This window comes from Curtobacterium sp. MCLR17_054 (assembly GCF_003234335.2).
Classification (GTDB): domain Bacteria; phylum Actinomycetota; class Actinomycetes; order Actinomycetales; family Microbacteriaceae; genus Curtobacterium; species Curtobacterium flaccumfaciens.
On sequence record NZ_CP126263.1, the window covers coordinates 269,915 to 286,759 of the forward strand.

Annotated in this window: 20 protein-coding genes; 12 read left to right on the plus strand and 8 right to left on the minus strand. The window is 71.2% G+C overall.

The genetic code is table 11. The features are described 5' to 3' along the window. Window positions 1-7 precede the first annotated feature (7 nt). A complete protein-coding gene (locus DEJ08_RS01305; RefSeq protein WP_111054789.1) occupies window positions 8-1,012 on the plus strand; it encodes a diacylglycerol/lipid kinase family protein in 1,005 nt (334 codons plus the stop codon). Here the strand turns inward: DEJ08_RS01305 and DEJ08_RS01310 are convergent. After that, a complete protein-coding gene (locus DEJ08_RS01310; RefSeq protein ID WP_111047968.1) occupies window positions 1,009-1,722 on the minus strand; it encodes a GAF and ANTAR domain-containing protein in 714 nt (237 codons plus the stop codon). The two genes, DEJ08_RS01305 and DEJ08_RS01310, sit on opposite strands and share 4 nt — an antisense overlap. 188 nt (window positions 1,723-1,910) lie before the next feature. Here DEJ08_RS01310 and DEJ08_RS01315 point away from each other — a divergent pair, with 188 nt between their 5' ends. The 6 genes from DEJ08_RS01315 (at window position 1,911) to DEJ08_RS01340 (ending at window position 5,573) form a co-directional block, all read left to right on the plus strand. Next, the gene (locus tag DEJ08_RS01315; protein WP_084740785.1) at window positions 1,911-2,642 is read left to right on the plus strand and encodes a S1 family peptidase; all 732 of its coding nucleotides are present in this window, start codon (window positions 1,911-1,913) and stop codon (window positions 2,640-2,642) included. Between the two features lie 145 nt (window positions 2,643-2,787). Continuing rightward, complete coding sequence (locus DEJ08_RS01320) at window positions 2,788-3,675, plus strand: SDR family oxidoreductase (protein ID WP_110858568.1); 888 nt, start codon at window positions 2,788-2,790, stop codon at window positions 3,673-3,675. A 57-nt stretch (window positions 3,676-3,732) separates the two neighbouring features. Then, entirely contained in the window at window positions 3,733-4,032 is a 300-nt protein-coding gene (locus DEJ08_RS01325) for a Dabb family protein (protein WP_181439011.1), read from the plus strand. A gap of 207 nt (window positions 4,033-4,239) precedes the next feature. Further along, entirely contained in the window at window positions 4,240-4,434 is a 195-nt protein-coding gene (locus DEJ08_RS01330; RefSeq protein ID WP_071404793.1) for a hypothetical protein, read from the plus strand. Next, window positions 4,431-5,111 carry a hypothetical protein gene (locus tag DEJ08_RS01335; protein WP_111054791.1) on the plus strand — a complete coding sequence of 227 codons (681 nt, stop codon included), beginning with the start codon at window positions 4,431-4,433 and terminating at the stop codon, window positions 5,109-5,111. Before DEJ08_RS01330 ends, DEJ08_RS01335 begins: the two co-directional genes overlap by 4 nt. 42 nt (window positions 5,112-5,153) lie before the next feature. Continuing rightward, entirely contained in the window at window positions 5,154-5,573 is a 420-nt protein-coding gene (locus DEJ08_RS01340) for a Rid family hydrolase (protein ID WP_111054792.1), read from the plus strand. Between the two features lie 51 nt (window positions 5,574-5,624). On the opposite strand, the gene DEJ08_RS01345 is transcribed toward DEJ08_RS01340, so the two are convergent. The 3 genes from DEJ08_RS01345 to DEJ08_RS01355 form a co-directional block, all read right to left on the minus strand. After that, window positions 5,625-6,125, minus strand: a complete 501-nt coding sequence (locus DEJ08_RS01345; protein WP_241660384.1) for a hypothetical protein — start codon at window positions 6,123-6,125, stop codon at window positions 5,625-5,627. Window positions 6,126-6,145: 20 nt separating this feature from the next. After that, entirely contained in the window at window positions 6,146-6,943 is a 798-nt protein-coding gene (locus DEJ08_RS01350; RefSeq protein ID WP_111054793.1) for an L-threonylcarbamoyladenylate synthase, read from the minus strand. Window positions 6,944-7,130: 187 nt separating this feature from the next. After that, a complete protein-coding gene (locus DEJ08_RS01355) occupies window positions 7,131-8,666 on the minus strand; it encodes a putative Ig domain-containing protein (protein WP_111054794.1) in 1,536 nt (511 codons plus the stop codon). Between the two features lie 211 nt (window positions 8,667-8,877). On the opposite strand from DEJ08_RS01355, the gene DEJ08_RS01360 reads away from it, so the two are divergent. Both DEJ08_RS01360 and DEJ08_RS01365 read left to right on the plus strand, forming a co-directional pair. Then, entirely contained in the window at window positions 8,878-9,228 is a 351-nt protein-coding gene (locus tag DEJ08_RS01360; RefSeq protein ID WP_111028664.1) for a PadR family transcriptional regulator, read from the plus strand. Beyond that, window positions 9,225-10,172: a hypothetical protein gene (locus DEJ08_RS01365; protein WP_111054795.1), complete on the plus strand. Its 948-nt coding sequence runs from the start codon at window positions 9,225-9,227 to the stop codon at window positions 10,170-10,172. The genes DEJ08_RS01360 and DEJ08_RS01365 overlap by 4 nt, the downstream gene beginning before the upstream one ends. A 45-nt stretch (window positions 10,173-10,217) precedes the next feature. Here DEJ08_RS01365 and DEJ08_RS01370 read toward each other — a convergent pair whose 3' ends face one another. After that, window positions 10,218-11,060, minus strand: coding sequence for a helix-turn-helix transcriptional regulator (locus tag DEJ08_RS01370; RefSeq protein WP_111054796.1), 843 nt, complete (start codon window positions 11,058-11,060; stop codon window positions 10,218-10,220). A gap of 101 nt (window positions 11,061-11,161) precedes the next feature. Between DEJ08_RS01370 and DEJ08_RS01375 the strand changes: the two genes are divergently transcribed. Next, window positions 11,162-11,845, plus strand: coding sequence for an SDR family NAD(P)-dependent oxidoreductase (locus DEJ08_RS01375; RefSeq protein ID WP_111054797.1), 684 nt, complete (start codon window positions 11,162-11,164; stop codon window positions 11,843-11,845). A 66-nt stretch (window positions 11,846-11,911) separates the two neighbouring features. Here DEJ08_RS01375 and poxB read toward each other — a convergent pair whose 3' ends face one another. Next, window positions 11,912-13,636, minus strand: a complete 1,725-nt coding sequence (poxB, locus tag DEJ08_RS01380; protein WP_111054798.1) for a ubiquinone-dependent pyruvate dehydrogenase — start codon at window positions 13,634-13,636, stop codon at window positions 11,912-11,914. Between the two features lie 98 nt (window positions 13,637-13,734). On the opposite strand from poxB, the gene DEJ08_RS01385 reads away from it, so the two are divergent. Next, entirely contained in the window at window positions 13,735-14,442 is a 708-nt protein-coding gene (locus tag DEJ08_RS01385; RefSeq protein ID WP_181439012.1) for a phosphatase PAP2 family protein, read from the plus strand. A gap of 150 nt (window positions 14,443-14,592) precedes the next feature. Here DEJ08_RS01385 and DEJ08_RS01390 read toward each other — a convergent pair whose 3' ends face one another. Next, window positions 14,593-15,846, minus strand: coding sequence for a multidrug effflux MFS transporter (locus tag DEJ08_RS01390; protein ID WP_111054800.1), 1,254 nt, complete (start codon window positions 15,844-15,846; stop codon window positions 14,593-14,595). A gap of 46 nt (window positions 15,847-15,892) precedes the next feature. Here DEJ08_RS01390 and DEJ08_RS01395 point away from each other — a divergent pair, with 46 nt between their 5' ends. Further along, window positions 15,893-16,333, plus strand: coding sequence for a MarR family winged helix-turn-helix transcriptional regulator (locus tag DEJ08_RS01395; protein WP_258367120.1), 441 nt, complete (start codon window positions 15,893-15,895; stop codon window positions 16,331-16,333). Here the strand turns inward: DEJ08_RS01395 and soxR are convergent. Further along, the gene (gene soxR / locus DEJ08_RS01400; protein WP_111054801.1) at window positions 16,330-16,842 is read right to left on the minus strand and encodes a redox-sensitive transcriptional activator SoxR; all 513 of its coding nucleotides are present in this window, start codon (window positions 16,840-16,842) and stop codon (window positions 16,330-16,332) included. The genes DEJ08_RS01395 and soxR overlap by 4 nt on opposite strands. Window positions 16,843-16,845 lie beyond the last annotated feature (3 nt).

Below are 16,845 nucleotides of genomic sequence, written 5' to 3' on the forward strand. Positions count from 1 at the left end.
CCGCCCCGTGCCGAACCTCCCGGACGAACCGCAGCAGCTCCGAGCGGCGGTGGTCGTGAACCCGACCAAGATCGACCAGGCCCGCCTCCGAGCGGTGCTCGGCGCCGAGGAGCGCGCGCACGGATGGGCCGAGTCGCTCTGGTTCGAGACGAGCGCTGACGACGACGGACGGGCGGCTGCCCGGGCTGCGCGCGACGCCCACCCGAGCGTCGTCCTCGTCGCCGGTGGTGACGGCACGCTCCGGGTCGTCGCCGCGGAACTCCGCGGCACCGGGATCCCGGTGGCGCTCCTCCCCAGCGGCACCGGCAACCTGTTCGCGCGGAACCTCGGTCTGCCCCTCGGCGACCTGGTGCGGTCCGTCCGTGCGGGCTTCAGCGGGACGGACCGCCCGATCGACGTCGGGCTGGCCGACCTGACCGACCCGGCGGGCACCACGACGTCGCACGCGTTCCTGGTGATGACCGGCATCGGGCTCGATGCGAGCATGGCCGCGGACACGAACGCGTGGGTGAAGAAGCGGTTCGGATGGGTGGCCTACTCGGATCCCATCGCCCGGTCCGTGATCGGCAACCGGCAGATCCCCGTGCACTACGGGATCGACGACGGCCCGCTCCGCAGCATGAGCGCACACACGATCATCGTCGGGAACTGCGGCACCCTGACCGCGGGCATCCTGCTGCTCCCCGCGGCGCGACCGGACGACGGCATCCTCGACGCCGTGGCGTTCCGGCCGGCCGGGTGGTTCGGCTGGACCAAGGTCGGGTACGCCCTGACGCTCAACCGCTTCTTCGCGCGCACCCGGTTCGGGCGACTCCTCGCTCGCGTGTTGCCGACCTCACGCGCACTCCGGTACACCCGGGCACGGACGCTGCGGCTGACCGTCGACACCCCGGAGCTGGTGCAGCTCGACGGCGACGCGTTCGGCGAGGTGGTCGCGGTGACGCTCACCACCGACCACCACGGCCTGGTGCTGCGGACGGAGCCGGACGGGCCGCGGACCCGACGGGCCTAGCCGGTGCTGCCGAGGTCGGCGCCCCGGTGCACGACGTCCTCCGCCATGGCCCGGATCCCGCGGCCCGCACCGGCAGCAGCACGTCGCAGGATCTGGAACGCCTCGTCCATCCGGATGCCCCGTCGGTACGCGAGTGCGCCCTTGGCCTGTTCGAGGAGCTCCCGGGCCTCGAGCGCGTCCTCGACCTGTTCCTCGATCGTGGTCGACACCCCGCGGTCGCGCTGTCGGACCAGGGCAGCCGAAGCCGCGTCGGCGAGCAGCTGGAGCAGCACGACGTCCTGGTCGCTGTGCCCGCGGGTGTGGTCGGCGAAGACGCACAGGGAGCCGATGGTCCGGTCCCGCAGACGGATCGGCTCGGCGAACGTGCCCTGCAGCCCGCGTTCGCGCATCGTCGCCGCGAACGTCGGCCACTCCGACTCGTGCGTCGACACGTCGGGCACGTCGATCGTCTCGCCGGTCCGGTAGCAGTCGAGGCACGAGCCCTCGTTCGTCCCGAGCTGCGCTTCTTCGGCCTCACTGCTGCGCTCGCTCGTCGAGGCGATGACCTGCAACGCACCGGACCGGTCCGCGAGCACGACCCCCGCCTCCGTCGCCGAGGTCCCCTCCACGCACGCCGCGATGACACGGTCCATGGCGTCGAGCACCTCGAGGTCAGGGTCCAGGGCCGGAGTCAACCGATCCGGCAGGTTGATCGCGTCACTGGTCGTCATGCTTCGACGCTACGACCAGACCGATGGCGCACGGCTCAGCCAGTTCGCGTACCGGATCACGGCGTTCGGGTCCGCAAGCAGCCGCGTCCGTCGAAGTGCGGACTGGTGCGACCCCTGGACAGGGGGTCAGGATGACGCATCAGTTGCACAGAGCAACTGGCAGGTGCTTCACCGACAGAGGAGTCGTCATGAAGAAGTCCATCGCAGCCGCGTTCGCCGCGGTCGCCGTCATCACCGCCGGCGTGTTCGCCGCTTCGCCCGCGTCCGCGCTGCCCGTCAGCACGAAGGTCGTCGGCGGCGAGAAGGCCCCCACCACCTCGTGGGCGGTGCAGCTCGAAGCCTCCGGCGGCTCCATCCCCTCCGGCTACGTCAGCAACTGCACCGGCGAGCAGCTCAACGCCTCGTGGATCCTCACCGCCCGGCACTGCATCGACGGCATCGGTGCGATGAACGTCTACCACTCCAACTCCACCGTCAACCGCGGTACGGCCGTCGCCGTCGACCGCGTCAGCGCCTCGCCGGCGGGTGACATCGCGCTCGTGCACCTGCGGACCGCCTACTCGCTGTCCACCTACGCACCCCTCGACCTCACCGCGACCGCCAAGTCGAGCGGCACCGGCACCATCCAGGGCTACGGCCTGCGTGCCAACGCGACCCAGTCCGACGGCCTGTACCAGGCCACCGTCTCGCTCACCGGCGCGAGCACCGACGCCTTCAGCGGTCGTGCCCAGCACCTCACCGGCGTGACCGGCGCATCGAACCACGGCGACTCGGGCGGCCCGCTGCTCGTCAACGGCAAGGTCGTCGCCGTCTGCTCCACCGGCGACAGCGCCGACCCCGGCGCGAACACCAAGGCCGGCTCGAACTACGCCCTGCTGTCGCAGGCCTCGTCCTGGATCCGGACCACGGCCGGCGTCTGAACCACCTGACGGACTGGAGGCGCGGTTTCAGCTGGCACCGCGCCTCCAGTCCGTCCCCACCCGTCTCCAGAACCGGGGTCGCCTGCTCGGCGTCCGTCACCCACCAGCTGAGCGCCCGTGCGGGCGCCGCGACGACAGTGGGGCCATGAGCCAGTACGAGAAGCGCGATCCGAACACCCTCTACCCGGCACCGCCGTACCCGAAGCAGGAGCAGTCGCTGCCGGGCGCCGCGTGGAAGATGGACCCGAAGCCCGACCACGGCGAGGAGAGCTACGTCGGGCTCGGACGGCTGAAGGGGTACCGCGGCATCGTCACCGGTGCCGATTCCGGCATCGGCCGTGCCGCCGCCATCGCCCTGTCGCGCGAAGGTGCGGACCTGGTGCTCTCGTACCTGCCGGACGAGCAGGAGGACGCGGAACAGGTCCGCGACCTGCTCGAGTCCGAGGGCCGTCGCGCCGTGCTGTTCCCCGGGGACATCTCCGACGAGCAGTACTGCACGGACCTGGTGCAGAAGGGCGTCGACGAGTTCGGCGGTCTCGACACCCTGGTCATGGTCGCGGGGCGCATGGAGAGCAACGAGGACATCCTCACGCTCGACACGTCGATGTTCGACTCCACCTTCAAGACCAACATCTACTCGCTGTTCTGGCTGACCAAGGCCGCCGTGCCGCACCTCGAGCCCGGTTCGACCATCGTGACGACCGGCTCGATCCAGGCGTCCACGCCCTCGCCGGACAAGATCGACTACGCCGTGTCGAAGGGCGCGATCAAGCTCTTCACCGAGGCCGTCGCGCAGCAGCTCGCCCCGAAGGGCATCCGGGTGAACTCCGTCGCGCCGGGGCCGGTGTGGACGCCGCTGCAGCCGGGTTCCGACGACGCCGAGACGGTGTCGCACTTCGGTGAGAGCTCGCCGTTCGGCCGTCCCGGGCAGCCCGCTGAGCTCGGTGCCGCCTACGTGCACCTGGTCAGCCCTGAGTCGAGCTACCAGTCCGGGTCGACGATCACGATCGCTGGCGGGACGCCGGCGTTCTGATCTGCCGTTCTGGGCTTTTGGCGTTTTCGCATTCTTGCGTTCGAGGAAGGGGACCACGTGTCCGGAGTGACGCACACCGTGCTGGTCGAGTGGGACGGGGAGGACCGGTCGTCCGAGGCCTCGGCCCTGTCGCGTGAGCACCTGCCGCGGGTCGAGGGGGTCGAGTCGGTGCAGGCCGGCACGAGCGTGAGCACCGAGGGGTTGGAGGGCGGGTTCCACTGGATGCTCGTCGTCCGGTTCCGCGATCGGGCAGCGCTCTCCGGGTACCTGCCGCACCCGGAGCACCGGCCGGTGGCCGAGTTCATCGGTGCGGCGAGTGCGCGGGTCGTCGTGTTCGACGTCGAGGACGCCGCCTGATCGCTGCGCCGGAAGCTGTGTAACGCTCTGGTTGCGATGGGGGACGAGGGGTTCCGTTCCTCGTGGAGGCTCGACGTACGGTGGATCGGCCATCGCAACGGCGCGGGGGTCATCGGCTGGCGCTGCGGCTCTCCGGAGCGCGCGCCGGTCGGGTCCCCGCCTGCGGGCGGGGACCCTTCGACATCCGCCGACGGAGGGAAACAGACGATGCCCGGCAACCCGAACCCGTTCGTCCACGACGGCGCGAAGATCCTGCTCGGCGAGGCGGGAGCGGCGCACTGCGACGAGTGCGGTGACGCCGTCCGGCTCGACCCGCGGATCGGCAGCTGGAGGACCGTGCAGCAACCCGGCCCCCAGCTCCCACCGGATCGGCAGCGGCGCAGTGCGGCGGGGGCCGCGTGAACGGCACCGCCCGGACCGCCGGGGTGGCCCTCGGGCTCATCGCAGCGATGGCGCTGACCGCCTGTTCCGGCTCACCGGCTGCGACGCCGACCCGGACCGTGACCGCGACTGCCACCGCGACCCCGGAGGCGCCGGCTGACCCCGACACTGCGACCCCCGCTGCGACCCCGACCGCGACGGACACGGCCTTCAGCCTGTCGGACCCCGCGACGTGGACCATCTCGACCGAGGAGGTCGGACCGATCGCCCTCGGTGGTCCGGTGCAGGGCGAGATCGACGACCTGGCAGCCGCCTACACCCGGAGTACGGATGCGTGCCCGGCCAGCCCGGAGACGACGTTCTGGGAGCGATCCGACGCCCCCGGGCTCATCGTCATCCCCCGCGACGGGAAGGTCGCCGGGGTGACCATCGGTGGGGTGGGGTCGGACCCGGTGACGACGAACTCGCCCGAGACCGACGCCGGGATCGGCATCGGAGCGCCCCTGACCGAGGTGCGCTCCGCGTACCCGGACCTGCAGTACACCGGCACCTACGGTGAGGACCAGGGGCCGTACTCGATGTGGAGCGTGCAGGCCGACGGGCGCTACATGACGTTCCAGCTGGGGACGGACGGCACCACCGTGGGTGCTATCTGGGTGGGGTCGGTCGCGATGTTGCCGTACGAGTACTGCGCCTGACGCCGCCGAGGGTCGAACGTCGCTGCTGGCAGGATGACCGGTATGGCCAGCGCTGTCCGTCTCATCCGGTCCGACGTCCTGAGCGACGCGGCGCAGTACGCGTACGCATCCACCGTGCCGGCCGGGACGCGGCTCGTGTTCCTCGCCGGGGCCTGCCCGCTCGCCGCGGACGGGTCGACCGTCGCGGTCGGCGACTACGCGGGCCAGGCTGCCCGGTGCATCGAGACGATGCAGGAGGCGCTGCGTGCCGCAGGTGCGTCCATCGAGGACGTCGTGAGCACCCGGGTGCTCGTGGCGTCCTCACGGCAGGCCGACCTCGTCGCCGCATGGCAGGTGGTGCGCGATGCCTTCGGCGCGCACGACGTGCCGAGCACCCTGCTCGGGGTCACGGTGCTCGGCTACGACGACCAGCTGGTCGAGATCGAAGCCGTCGCGGCCGTCGCCGACGGCCGGCCCACGTGACGACGCGAGGTGTCGAGGTTCCCGCGCTCGCGCGCCTCGCGCACGCTCGCCTCAGAACCCCGGACCTGCTTTGACCAGTGCGATGCCGACACCGACGAGCGCGAGGACGAGGCCGGCCACGAACGTCCGCGGGGACGGGTTCTCCCCGCGGAGTCTGGCCACGACGGGCCCGAGGAGCGCGAGCCGGACCACGAGGTACGCGATCGCGATGATCTCGGCCGCGAGCCCGGATGTGCCGGTCAGCCAGGCGTAGGCGAGGACGGCAGCCGGCAGGAGACCGGAGGTGAGGATGGGCAGCGAATCTCGCAGCTCGGCGCGGACGGTCTCCCCGGTGAGGCGGTGGTCGCTCCGCGCACGTCGTCCGACCGACTCGGCGAAGGTGTGTGCAAGGAAGGTCGAGAACGCGGTGGCGAGGACGTACCAGAGCCCCCGACCGCTCTCGGCGGTGTCCGGGAGCATGGGTGCGATCGTGCCGAGGATCACGATGTTGCCGTACACGAACGCGGTGATGCGGCTCGAGGCGTCCTCACGCGACAGGCGGCTCCGGCCCACGGAAGTCCTCTCGTGCGGCCTCAGTAGTACTCACCCTGCCGGTAGTCCCAGCTCGTGAACGTGTCCGCGAGCAGCCCCATGATCCGGTCGACGTCGAGCCCCTTGCGGATCAGCGTCGGTGCGGGGACGACCGATCGGCGTCCGTCCTGCAGCGGGATCAGGGTCCCCGTGCTGTCGACCATCGACACCATGACGCCCTGCTCGTAGCGGGTCTCGGCACTCTGCTCCGGCTGGATGGACGCGACGTAGTCGTCCGCCTCGACGATCACGTCGGCGCGCTCGGCGATGCGCTCGCCGATGCCGTCGACCACGCCACGGTTGCCGGTGCCCGACGGGTTGGCCGAGCTCGCGAAGGCGAACTTGCCGTGCTCGGTCCAGAGTTCGCGGGCGGCGAGCTCACCGGGGACGCCGAACTTGATGACGAAGCAGGACGTGCCACGGGTGTCCATCATGAGTTCGTCGGAGCCGTCCGCCGGCAACGCCGCTCGGCCCTCGTCACTCCAGGGCAGGATGCACCCGAGCAGGATGTCCTCGTCCCAGCACCGCTGGTACAGGGCGTCGATCTCGGGGGTGAGCTGCGCGATGCTCCGGAGCATCTCGAGCGAGCTCACGAGCACGACGCCCGGCTTGTTGCGGTTGCGTTCCTTGGCGTCGAACTTCCGCTCCAGACCCGCGCGGTCCGAGGTCATCAGGATGTAGCCGACCTTGGTCGGGACCACCGCCAGCCCGCCGTCGTGCAGCAGCGCGTCCACCGCACTGCGCGGCACACCACCGTCCCAGTGCACCCGGTTCATGCTGACCTGCGTGTCGTCGTTCATGCCCGTCCTCGTCCCGTTCTGGAGTCAGACGATCGTCTGACAGCGGGAGCCTATGGACGACGTCCGAGCCGGACAAGGGCGAAGGGCGCGACCTGTGGGCCTTCTCCGAAGGGTTCAGGCGGGCTCGCAGCGAACGACCGAGGGGCCCAGCACGCGCTGGGCCCCTCGGTCGTTCATCGGTGGTGGGTCAGGATCGCTTCCGACGACGGGCCTGCAGCGCGATCACGCCGACGCCGGTCAGCGCGAGTCCCGCAGCCCACGGCAGCAGGTGCATCGCGTCGCTCCCGGTGTAGGCCAGCTGGCCGGTCGGGACGGCGGCGGAGACCGCGCTCGTCGGAGCGACAGGGGTCGCCACCGTCGAAGCGGTCGGACGGACGTCCACCGTGAACGCCGTCGCGAAGCTGCTCGACGCCACGGTCAGGGCGTGGGTCGACGCGTGCGGGAACGTCACTTCGGCACCTGCCCACGGGTCGGTGTTCGGGACGATGACGTCAGAGGTGTGGTCGGACGTCACCGTGAACGGTGCCGGGTAGCCGTCGGCGCCGTCGACCTCGTTGCCGAAGCGGTCGACGAGGCTCCCGCCGACCAGGAGCGTGCCGCCCTGGTCGATGGTCGGCTGCCCGCCCTCGAAGCCCACGCCCAAGGTGCTGTAACCGCCGTCGGGCTCGGGCGTGGTCTCGTTCTGGAAGGTCCAGACGGTGCCGTCGCGCTCGATGACCCAGCTCGTGGAATGAGCGGTGAGGAACGTGTCCTTGTCCTCGGCCGTCACCCGCACGCCGAGCGGTGTCGAGGCGTCCGTCGTGAGGTTCACGTACTGCGAGGCGGTCGTCGTGCCGCTGGTCGCGACGATGCGGAAGGCGTACGTGCCCGAGTAGTCAGAGGTGCCGGACAGCACGCCGGTGGAGTGGTCGAGCGACAGACCGTAGGGAAGGTAACCGGATTCGTCTTGATCGGTCTCGTCGGCGTACGGGTCGTCGAGCGAGAAGTACTCCACCGAGTACGTCGGCTTCGGGAACCCGTCCGCGGCGAACGTGTGGGTGAACCGTTCCCCGGCCGTCGTGGACAGCATGACCGGCTCGTCTTCGGTGGTCGCCTCGGGGAACGAGGCGGCCTGTGTCACCGCAGCGGTCGACGCCGTTGCTGTCTGGTCGTCATCGCCCGTGATCGTGACGGCGATGACCTTGCCGGCGTCCGAAGGGAGGACGAGGTAGGACTCGGTCGTGACGGGGAGTGTGGTGCCGTCACCAGTCCACACGTAGGAGAGCGTGCCGGTGAAGCCCGTCCCCGTCGCGGTGAGGGTGCTGCCCACGGTCGCATCCCCGGCGATGGTCGCGGTGGGGTCGGCGACGGCGGGAGCAGACGTCGCCGGGGCGGCCGGAGCGCTGCTGGGCGCGGTGGTCTCGTCCGCGGGCACCTCCGTGTCCTCGGCGGCATCCGGAACCGGGGCGACAGGAGTCGTCGCGTCGGGCGACGCTGCTGCGGTCTCCTCATCGACACCGGCGCCGGCGCCGGCGCCGGTGTCGGTGTCGGGGTCCGTGCCGGTTCCGGGCGCGGTGTCCTCGGTGGGGGCCGCGGTCGAACTTGCCGACGCGGTCGCCGGTGCTGCTTCCGGCAGTTCTGCCGCCGAGGCAGACAGCGCCCCGAAGCCGGTGCTCAGGCCGATGACGGCGATCGTCGCGCCGATCGCGCATGCGCGTCGGAGTGTTGCGGTGCTGTGTGGCACGGGTTGTCCCCTCGGGTGTGCCGTCCGACAACGGCCGGACGAGTGCGATCGCCGGAAGCCGGCGCCCTCGGATCGTAGCCAACCTGTGAGGCGTCTTTGAGCCCGAGGGCGGGCATCACCCGCGAAGTGGGGGAACGGCATCGCGCCGCAGTCGTCGCAGCGCTCATCTGGAGAGGTGGGTATATTCCCGATTCGGGTAAATGGTCCCATCATGCGAACAGCAGAGTTGCGAGAGCCGGCGTTCTGGGTCATGACCACCCTCGCCCGGGGACGGCTCCACGGGTACGGCATCATCCAGGCCGTCACCGAGCTCACGGAGGGCGACGTCAGCCTGCCGGTGACGACGCTGTACAAGACACTGGAACGTCTCGAACAGGACGGACTGGTGACCGGCGCCGGAGACGAAGTCGTTGGGGGGCGTCTCCGGCGCTACTTCGCCCTCACCACCCAGGGCGAACAGCGGCTCGCGCTGGAGACCGAGCGACTCGAGGTCAGGCTGCGCGCGGTGCGTGCCCGTCTGCCGCGCGCGTCGAGCATCTCCGGAAAGGTGGCCGGAGCATGAGCGCCGAACTCGAAGCTCGGTACCGGCGACTGCTCGCCTGGTACCCGGCTGCGTGGCGGTCCGCGAACGCCGACGCGCTCGTCGGGACACTCCTCGACGTCGCCGAGGGCGAAGGCCGAGAGCGTCCGACCCGCCAGGAACGTCGGGCCATCGCCGAGCACGGCGTGGGCCTGCGGCTCGACGGGCTCGTGGTGGCCGATGTGCGGAACCCCGCGAGCACGGTGGCCCTGACCCTCGGCACCGGGCTTGCTCTCGCCGAGTTCCTGTTCTCGAGTTGGGCGCCGTGGATCACCGGCAACCCGGCTCCGGGATCGATGGTGCAGGTCGGACCCTTCCGCGACACGGGCTTCGTGTTCGCGGCGCTCTGGGTGATCGCCCTCGTCGCTGCGCTCTCCGGCCGGTGGAACGTCGGGCGCGTCGTCCTCCTGGTGTCCGTGCTGCTCGGGACCGTGTCGCCGTACCTCCTGAACCGGTACCCGGGCGTCTGGAGTGTCGACCGGGCGACCTTGCTCCTGCTCAGCGCGTGTGCGGTCGTCGCGGTCCTCGGGCGCCCGCACCGCTCCCAGCACACCGCGGCAGCAGCCGTCGGGTGGTTCCTGCTCGGCGCCCTCAGCTACTGCAGCGTCAGCGATCCCGGACAGTGGCAGTACAGCCGGTCCCTGTGGGACGGGAACCTCTACGCCTGGTACGGGACGGCAGTGCTCGAGATCAGCGCCGTCGTTCTCGCGATCATGCGGTGGTGGCGGACAGCGTTCACGATCGTCCTGAGTCTCGTCCCGTACGTCGGGGCGCTCGCGGTGAACGAAGTCCGCGCGATGGACGTCGGGAGCGGGTCCGTCGAGTTGGTGGCACTCCCGGTGGCCCTCGGGCTGGTCCTGCTCGTCCTCCACAGTCGTGGTTCCCTTGCGCTCCCACCTCGGAAACCTGTGCGGCCCGCTCGCTAGTCCGGCCGCGTCGGAGTCGGGGCACACAGAAATCGAACCCCCGCCTCACTCCACCAACGACTGCGTCCCCACCACGATCGCCAGGGCCAGCCGCTCCGCGTCCACCGACCCGGGTTCGGCCGTGTACGCCAGGATCCGCAGGTCCTCCGGCCCGACGACCAGGGTGTCGCAGTCGAGCATGATCAGCCCGACGTCCGGGTGGTCGATCACCTTCCGGCGGGCGGTCTCGCCGAGCGCGGTCGCGCCCGAGTCCCACAGCTCGACGAACCGCGGGCTCGCCGCCCGAAGGTCCCGCACGAGCTGCTGCAGCTGGCGGTCGAGCGGGTAGCGCGCCGCGGTCATCCGGAGCCCCGCCACCAGGTTCGCCTCGAACGCCGCCTGCTCCTCGGGCGTGTGCACGGCTCGGCTGCCGGACCCGACCAGGTGCCGCCACGCGGTGTTCCGGTCGTTCCCGCGCAGCGCGCCGATCGGCCCCATCAGTGCGTCGTACGGGGCGTTGGCGACGAGCAGGTTCCCCGCGGCGTCGAGGACCGCGACCGGGGTGTCCGCCAGCCGGTCGAGCAGTCGCTGCACGCTCGGCGGGATTCGCGACGGGACCACGTCGGCGCCGGGGACCGCGTGCCCGGCGAGCCGGTAGAGCAGCTCGCGGTCGGCATCGGCGACCCGCAGCGCCCGCGCGAGCGCCTCGACGACCTGGGCGGACGGCGAGGTCGCCCGCCCCTGCTCGAGCCGGGTCAGGTAGTCGGCCGAGATCCCCGCGAGCCCGGCCAGTTCCTCTCGGCGCAGACCGGACGCACGCCGACGGGGCCCGACGACCACTCCCGCCGCCTCGGGGGAGACGTGGTCGCGCAGCCGCCGCAGGGTGTGCCCGAAGTCCGTGTCCGCCATGTCCCCAGTCTGCGCGCGACGGTCGACCGGGTCCTGGCCCTGCCGGTCCTACGACAACCGGGCGACTCCCTGCGGTCGCCGCCGAGCACGACGCTGGACCCATGACAACGACACTCATCACCGGGGCCACCCGCGGCCTCGGCAAGGAAACCGCCCGTCAGCTCGTCGAGGCGGGCCACACCGTCTGGATCGGCGCCCGGGACGCCGACCAGGGCGCCGCGGTCGCCGCCGAGATCGGCGCTCGCTCCGTCCAGCTCGACGTCCGCGACGACGACTCGGTCGCCGCGGCCTTCGCCCACGTCGACGCGAACGGCGGACTCGACGTGCTGGTCAACAACGCCGGCATCGCCGTCTGGGGGCAGAGCGGGCCCGAGGCGCTCGCCGTCTTCGACACGAACGCCGTCGGCACGATCCGCGCGACCGAGGCCGCGCTGCCGCTCCTGCGTCGCTCCGCGAACCCGATCGTGGTGAACCTGTCGAGTGCGCTCGGCTCCTTCACCGCCACCCACGACCCGTCGAAGCCGGCGTTCAGCGTGCCGGCCGTGGTCTACGGCGCGTCCAAGGCCGCCGTCTCGATGCTGACGGTGCAGTACGCACGCGTCGTGCCCGAGGTGCACTTCGTCGCGATCGAGCCCGGTTACACGGCCACCGAGTTCGGTGGCATGCCGAACCCGCACGGTCGCCCCGTCGAGGTCAGCGCTGCGACGATCGCGGCCGCCGCGAGCGCGGGCCCGGAGGGCCCCACCGGCGTGTTCCTGGAGGACGGCCAGACGCTCGGGTGGTGACGAAAAGGCGGCCTGGAGGCGCGGTGCCAGCTGGCACCGCGCCTCCAGGCCGTCATCCGCTCGCGTCTACAGCAGCTGCCGCGCGTTGGTGGACGCGAGGTCCAGCAGCTCGTCACCGCGACCCGACAGCACCGTGCGGATGGCGTAGAGCGTGAAGCCCTTCGCCTGCTCGAGCGTGACCGCCGGGGGCATGGAGAGTTCCTGGCGGTTCGCGCGGACCGACACGAGCGCCGGGCCGTCGTGCGCGAGCGCGGCGGCCATCGCGTCCTCGAAGTCGTCGGACACGTCGACGTGGAAGCCCTTGATGCCGATCGCCTCGGCGACGGCGGCGAAGTCCGGGTTCTGCAGCTCGGTGCCGTAGTTCACGAAGCCGGCGGCCTTCATCTCGAGCTCGACGAAGTTGAGCGACGAGTTGTCGAACACGACGATCTTCACCGGCAGCTTGTTCTGCACGATCGTGATGAGCTCACCGAGGAGCATCGTCAGCCCGCCGTCACCGGCCAGGGCGATCACCTGCCGGTCCGGGAACGCGGTCTGCGCACCGATCGCCTGCGGGACGGCGTTCGCCATCGTGCCGTGCACGAACGAGCCGATCAGCCGGCGCTTGCCGTTCATGGTGAGGTAGCGCGAGGCCCAGACGACGGGGGAGCCGACGTCGGGGATGAAGACGGCGTCCTCGGCGGCGAGCCGGTCGAGCACCCGGGCGACGTACTGCGGGTGCAGCGGCTTCTTCTTCCCGGCGGGGACCGCCAGGTCGTCGAGCTTCTCGCGGGTCTTCCGGTAGTGCTTCAGGGAGTCCTCGAGGTGCTTCGTCGGGTGCGAGCCGGTCAGCAGCGGGATGAGTGCGAGTGCGGTGTCCTTGACGGTGCCGACCAGGCCGATGTCGACGGGGTGCCGGCGGCCGAGCTGCGAACCGCGGATGTCGACCTGCACGTGCTTCGCCTTGGCCGGGAAGAACTGCTGGTACGGGAAGTCGGTGCCGAGCATGAGCACGACGTCGGCGTCCTCCATCGCGCGGTACCCGGACGCGAAGCCGAGCAGCCCCGTCATGCCGACGTCGTACGGGTTGTCGTACTCGATGTACTCCTTGCCACGCAACGCGTGCACGATCGGGGCCTGCAGCCGCTCGGCCAGGGCGACGACCTCGTCGTGGGCGTCCGCGACGCCGGCTCCGGCCAGGATGGTGACCCGGTCGGCACCGTTCAGCAGGTCGGCGGTGCGCTGCAGCTCGGCCTCGCTCGGCACGATGCGCGGGGTGGCCCGCTCGATCCGGGTGGTGCGGTCGTCCTTCGCCTCGGCGAGCAGCACGTCGCCCGGGATCACGAGCACGGCGACGCCGCGCTTCTCGATCGCCTCGCGCATCGCGATCTCGAGCAGGCGGGGCATCTGGACGGGGTCGGCGACGTACTCGACGTAGACGGAGCACTCGCGGAACAGCTCCTGCGGGTGCGTCTCCTGGAAGTAACCGGAGCCGATCTCGGCCGTGGGGATGTGGGCGGCGATCGCCAGCACCGGCACCCGCGAACGGTTCGCGTCGTACAGGCCGTTGATCAGGTGCAGGTTGCCGGGCCCGCAGCTGCCGGCGCAGACGGTCAGGTCACCGGTCAGGGCGGCCTCGGCAGAGGCGGCGAACGCGGCCGCCTCCTCGTGCCGGACGTGCTCCCACCGCATCGTGCCGTCCTTGCGCAGGGCGTCGGTGAAGCCGTTCAGGGAGTCCCCGGGCAGGCCGTAGACCCGGTGGATGTCGTTGGCGCGGAGGGTGGCGACGATGTTCTCGGCAACGGTTGGCATGCGTCCTGTCTACTCCCGACCGCCGCGCTGAACGCTTTCGGAGTTTTGTGAGGCTCACTCGCCCTGGGATGCCGGGGTCGGACTGCGACGATGGCGGGATGACCGACGACGCGCCGCTCCTCCGTCCCCGCCGACGGGAGCCCGCCGCGTACGGGATCCTCGAGCGCTCGCCGTACCCGCTCGTCTCGGTGGCGATCGCCGTCATCGCGGTCGTCGTCGTCACCATCGTCGGGTTCACCCTCGGCACCGTGGACCTCGGGCTGTCGAAGGCCCTCAACGCGCTGCACACCGGGTTCATCGGTGCGTTCAGCACGGCGGTCTACCACGTGATCAGTCCGGCACCGGCGATCGGGATCACGGTCGTCGTCGTCGCCGTGATCTGGTGGCGCACGCGCGACCTGCGACCGGCCCTGGCGTTCGGCGGCACCATCGCGATCACGTGGGTGCCGTCCGCGATCGTGAAGGAGATCGTGCACCGCGCCCGGCCCGACGTCGCCGTGCTGCCGCACCCGTTCCCCGTGCAGCCCGACCCCGGGTACCCGAGCGGGCACACGGTCTACATCACGGCGTTCGTCATCGCCCTGATCTGGCTGCTCCGCGAGACGCGGTGGCACCGGCTCGCCCTGACGCTCGGGGTCGTGGCCATCGTGATCGTGTTCTTCGCGGTGTCGATCGACGCGGTGCACTACCCGACCGACGCCGCTGCCTCGATCCTGTGGGCACTGGCCGTGGCGCCGGGGGTGCGGGTGGTGTGGGTCGACTGGCTCATGCCGCGGGTGCCGTTCCTGCGGCCGGGGCGGGGCTGACGCCGGGCTGGGCCGGGGGCGGTCTGGTCGACGCGGAACGACACTGTCGATGTCGGGCGACGTCGACAGTGTCGTTCCACGTCAGCGGCGGGTGTCGTTCCGCGTCAGCAGGCGGTGTCGTTCCGGGTCAGCGGAACGTGTCCTTCCGGGTCAGCTGAGCGTGCTGGTCCGGCTGGTCCGGCCCCGCGCCGCGAGCAGCGCCACGACGGCCACCACGGCGGCGGCGAGCATCACGATCGCCAGCGGCGCCGCGGTGTCCGAGCCGCCGATGCTGACGAGCGGGGACACGAGCGCCGCGAGCCCGAACTGCAGGGCACCGAGCACGGCCGAGGCGCTGCCGGCAGCCGAGGGCACGGCACCGAGGGCGAGTGCGGTGGCGTTGCCGAGCACCAGGCCGAGCGAGCCGACCGCGGTGAACAGCGGCACGGCGAGCCAGATGACCGGCGCCCCGGAGACGACGAGCAGCGCGAACGCCACGGTCGACGCGAGCACCAGCACGATGCCGAGCGACAGCACGCCCGTGACCGAACGGGTCGCGGTGAGCTTGGCGGACAGGATGCTGACGCCCATCAGCGCCAGGGCGTTCAGCCCGAAGGCCAGGCCGTAGCCGACCGTGCCGAAGCCGATCATGTCCTGGTACAGGAACGGCGACGCGGAGATGTAGGCCATCATCACGGCGAATGCGAAGCCGAACACCGCGGTGTAGCCGAGGAACGTGCGGGAGCGCAGGGCACGGAGCGCCGAGCCCGAGCCGCGGCGTTCTTCGCGCAGGGCGTCGCGGTGTTCCTTCAGGTGGGTCTCGCGGATCACGGCGAGGACGGCGATGAGCATGACGACCGACAGGCCGAGCACGATCGAGAGCAGGCCTCGCCAGCCGATCGGACCGGTGAGCAGGCCGCCGAGCAGCGGTGCGACGACCGGGGCGACCCCGCCGACGATCATCATGAGCGAGAACGCGCGGGCGGCGGACTTGCCGGTCGCCAGGTCGGAGATGACCGCACGGCTGATCACCATGCCGGCCGCACCGCCGAGGCCCTGCAGCAGGCGGGCCGCGATGAGCACGCCGATGTTCGGCGCGAGCACCGCGGCAATGCTGGCGAGCACGCACACCGCGGCACCGGCGATGAGCGGTGGCACGCGGCCGAACCGGTCGGACAGCGGACCGAACACGAGCTGGCCCGCGGTCACGCCCACCAGGAACGCGGTCAGGGTGAGCTGGACGGCGGTGGCGCTCGCCCCGAGCTCGGTGGTCATCTGCGGGAACGCCGGCAGGTACAGGTCGGTGGCGAAGGGGGCGACGGCACTGAGCAGGCCGAGCACCAGGAGCAGCGCGGTCGTGATGCCCTGCTGCTTGGTCGTGGGTGTCGCGATCGTCGCGCGGATGGTTCCGGTGTCCGTGGTCATTGTTATGAAAGCATAACTCATTGCCCGAGATCGGTACAGTACGGTCATGCACTCCGCCGTGTCCGACCACGTCCTCGCCGAGTTCGCGGACGTCCTGCTCCGGATCGCGCGTGACATCGACCCGCACGGCTCGGAGACCCTCGACATCGTGCCGCTGACCGGCACCGAGGCGCTCGTCATGCGCTGGATCAACCGCAACCCCGGCACCTCGCCCAGTACCACCGCCGAGGCGACGGCCCTGCAGCGCAGCAACCTCAGCGTCGCGCTCCGGTCGCTCGTGGCGAAGGGCATGGTCGAGCGGCGCCAGGACCCGGCGGACGCCCGGACCGTGCAGTTGCACTCGACCGCCCTGGCCCAGGAGAGCGTCGACCGGCTCTACCGGCACTGGTCCGGCAAGCTCCGCACGGCCCTCGGTGGCGACGAGCGCGGTGCGGTCGAGGCGTTGGAGCTGCTGCAGCGGATCGACGACGGACTGCGCGCGGGCTAGGCGACAGCGTCCTCGGCAGCGGCAGCGGCGTCGTCGGCCGCCTCGTCCTGGATCGGCAGCAGGCGACGCGCGCCGTGCCCCTCGTCGCCCAGGGCATCACCGGGGTTCACGACCGAACACGCTCCGAGCGAGACGCACCCGCAGCCGATGCACTGTGTCATCTCCTGCTGCAGGCGCTCGAGCTCGAGCTGGCGGGCCCGCAGTCGTGCGCGCCACCGCTCGTTCAACCGGTTCCAGTCGCGCAGCGAGGGCATCCGGTCGGCGGGCAGGGCCTCGAACTGCTCGGCGACCTCGCTGAGCGGGATGCCGAGGCGCTTGGCCACCTGGATGATCGCGATCCGCCGTTCGACGTGCCGCGGGTACATCCGCGTGCCACCGTCGGTGCGCTCCGGGTGGATCAGGCCCTTGCGCTCGTAGAAGTGCAGGGCCGAGGCGGCGACGCCCGTGCGGCGGACGATCTCGCCGATGGGCAGCAGGTCGGTCGGCCGCGGCGCCGGGATCTCGACCATGGT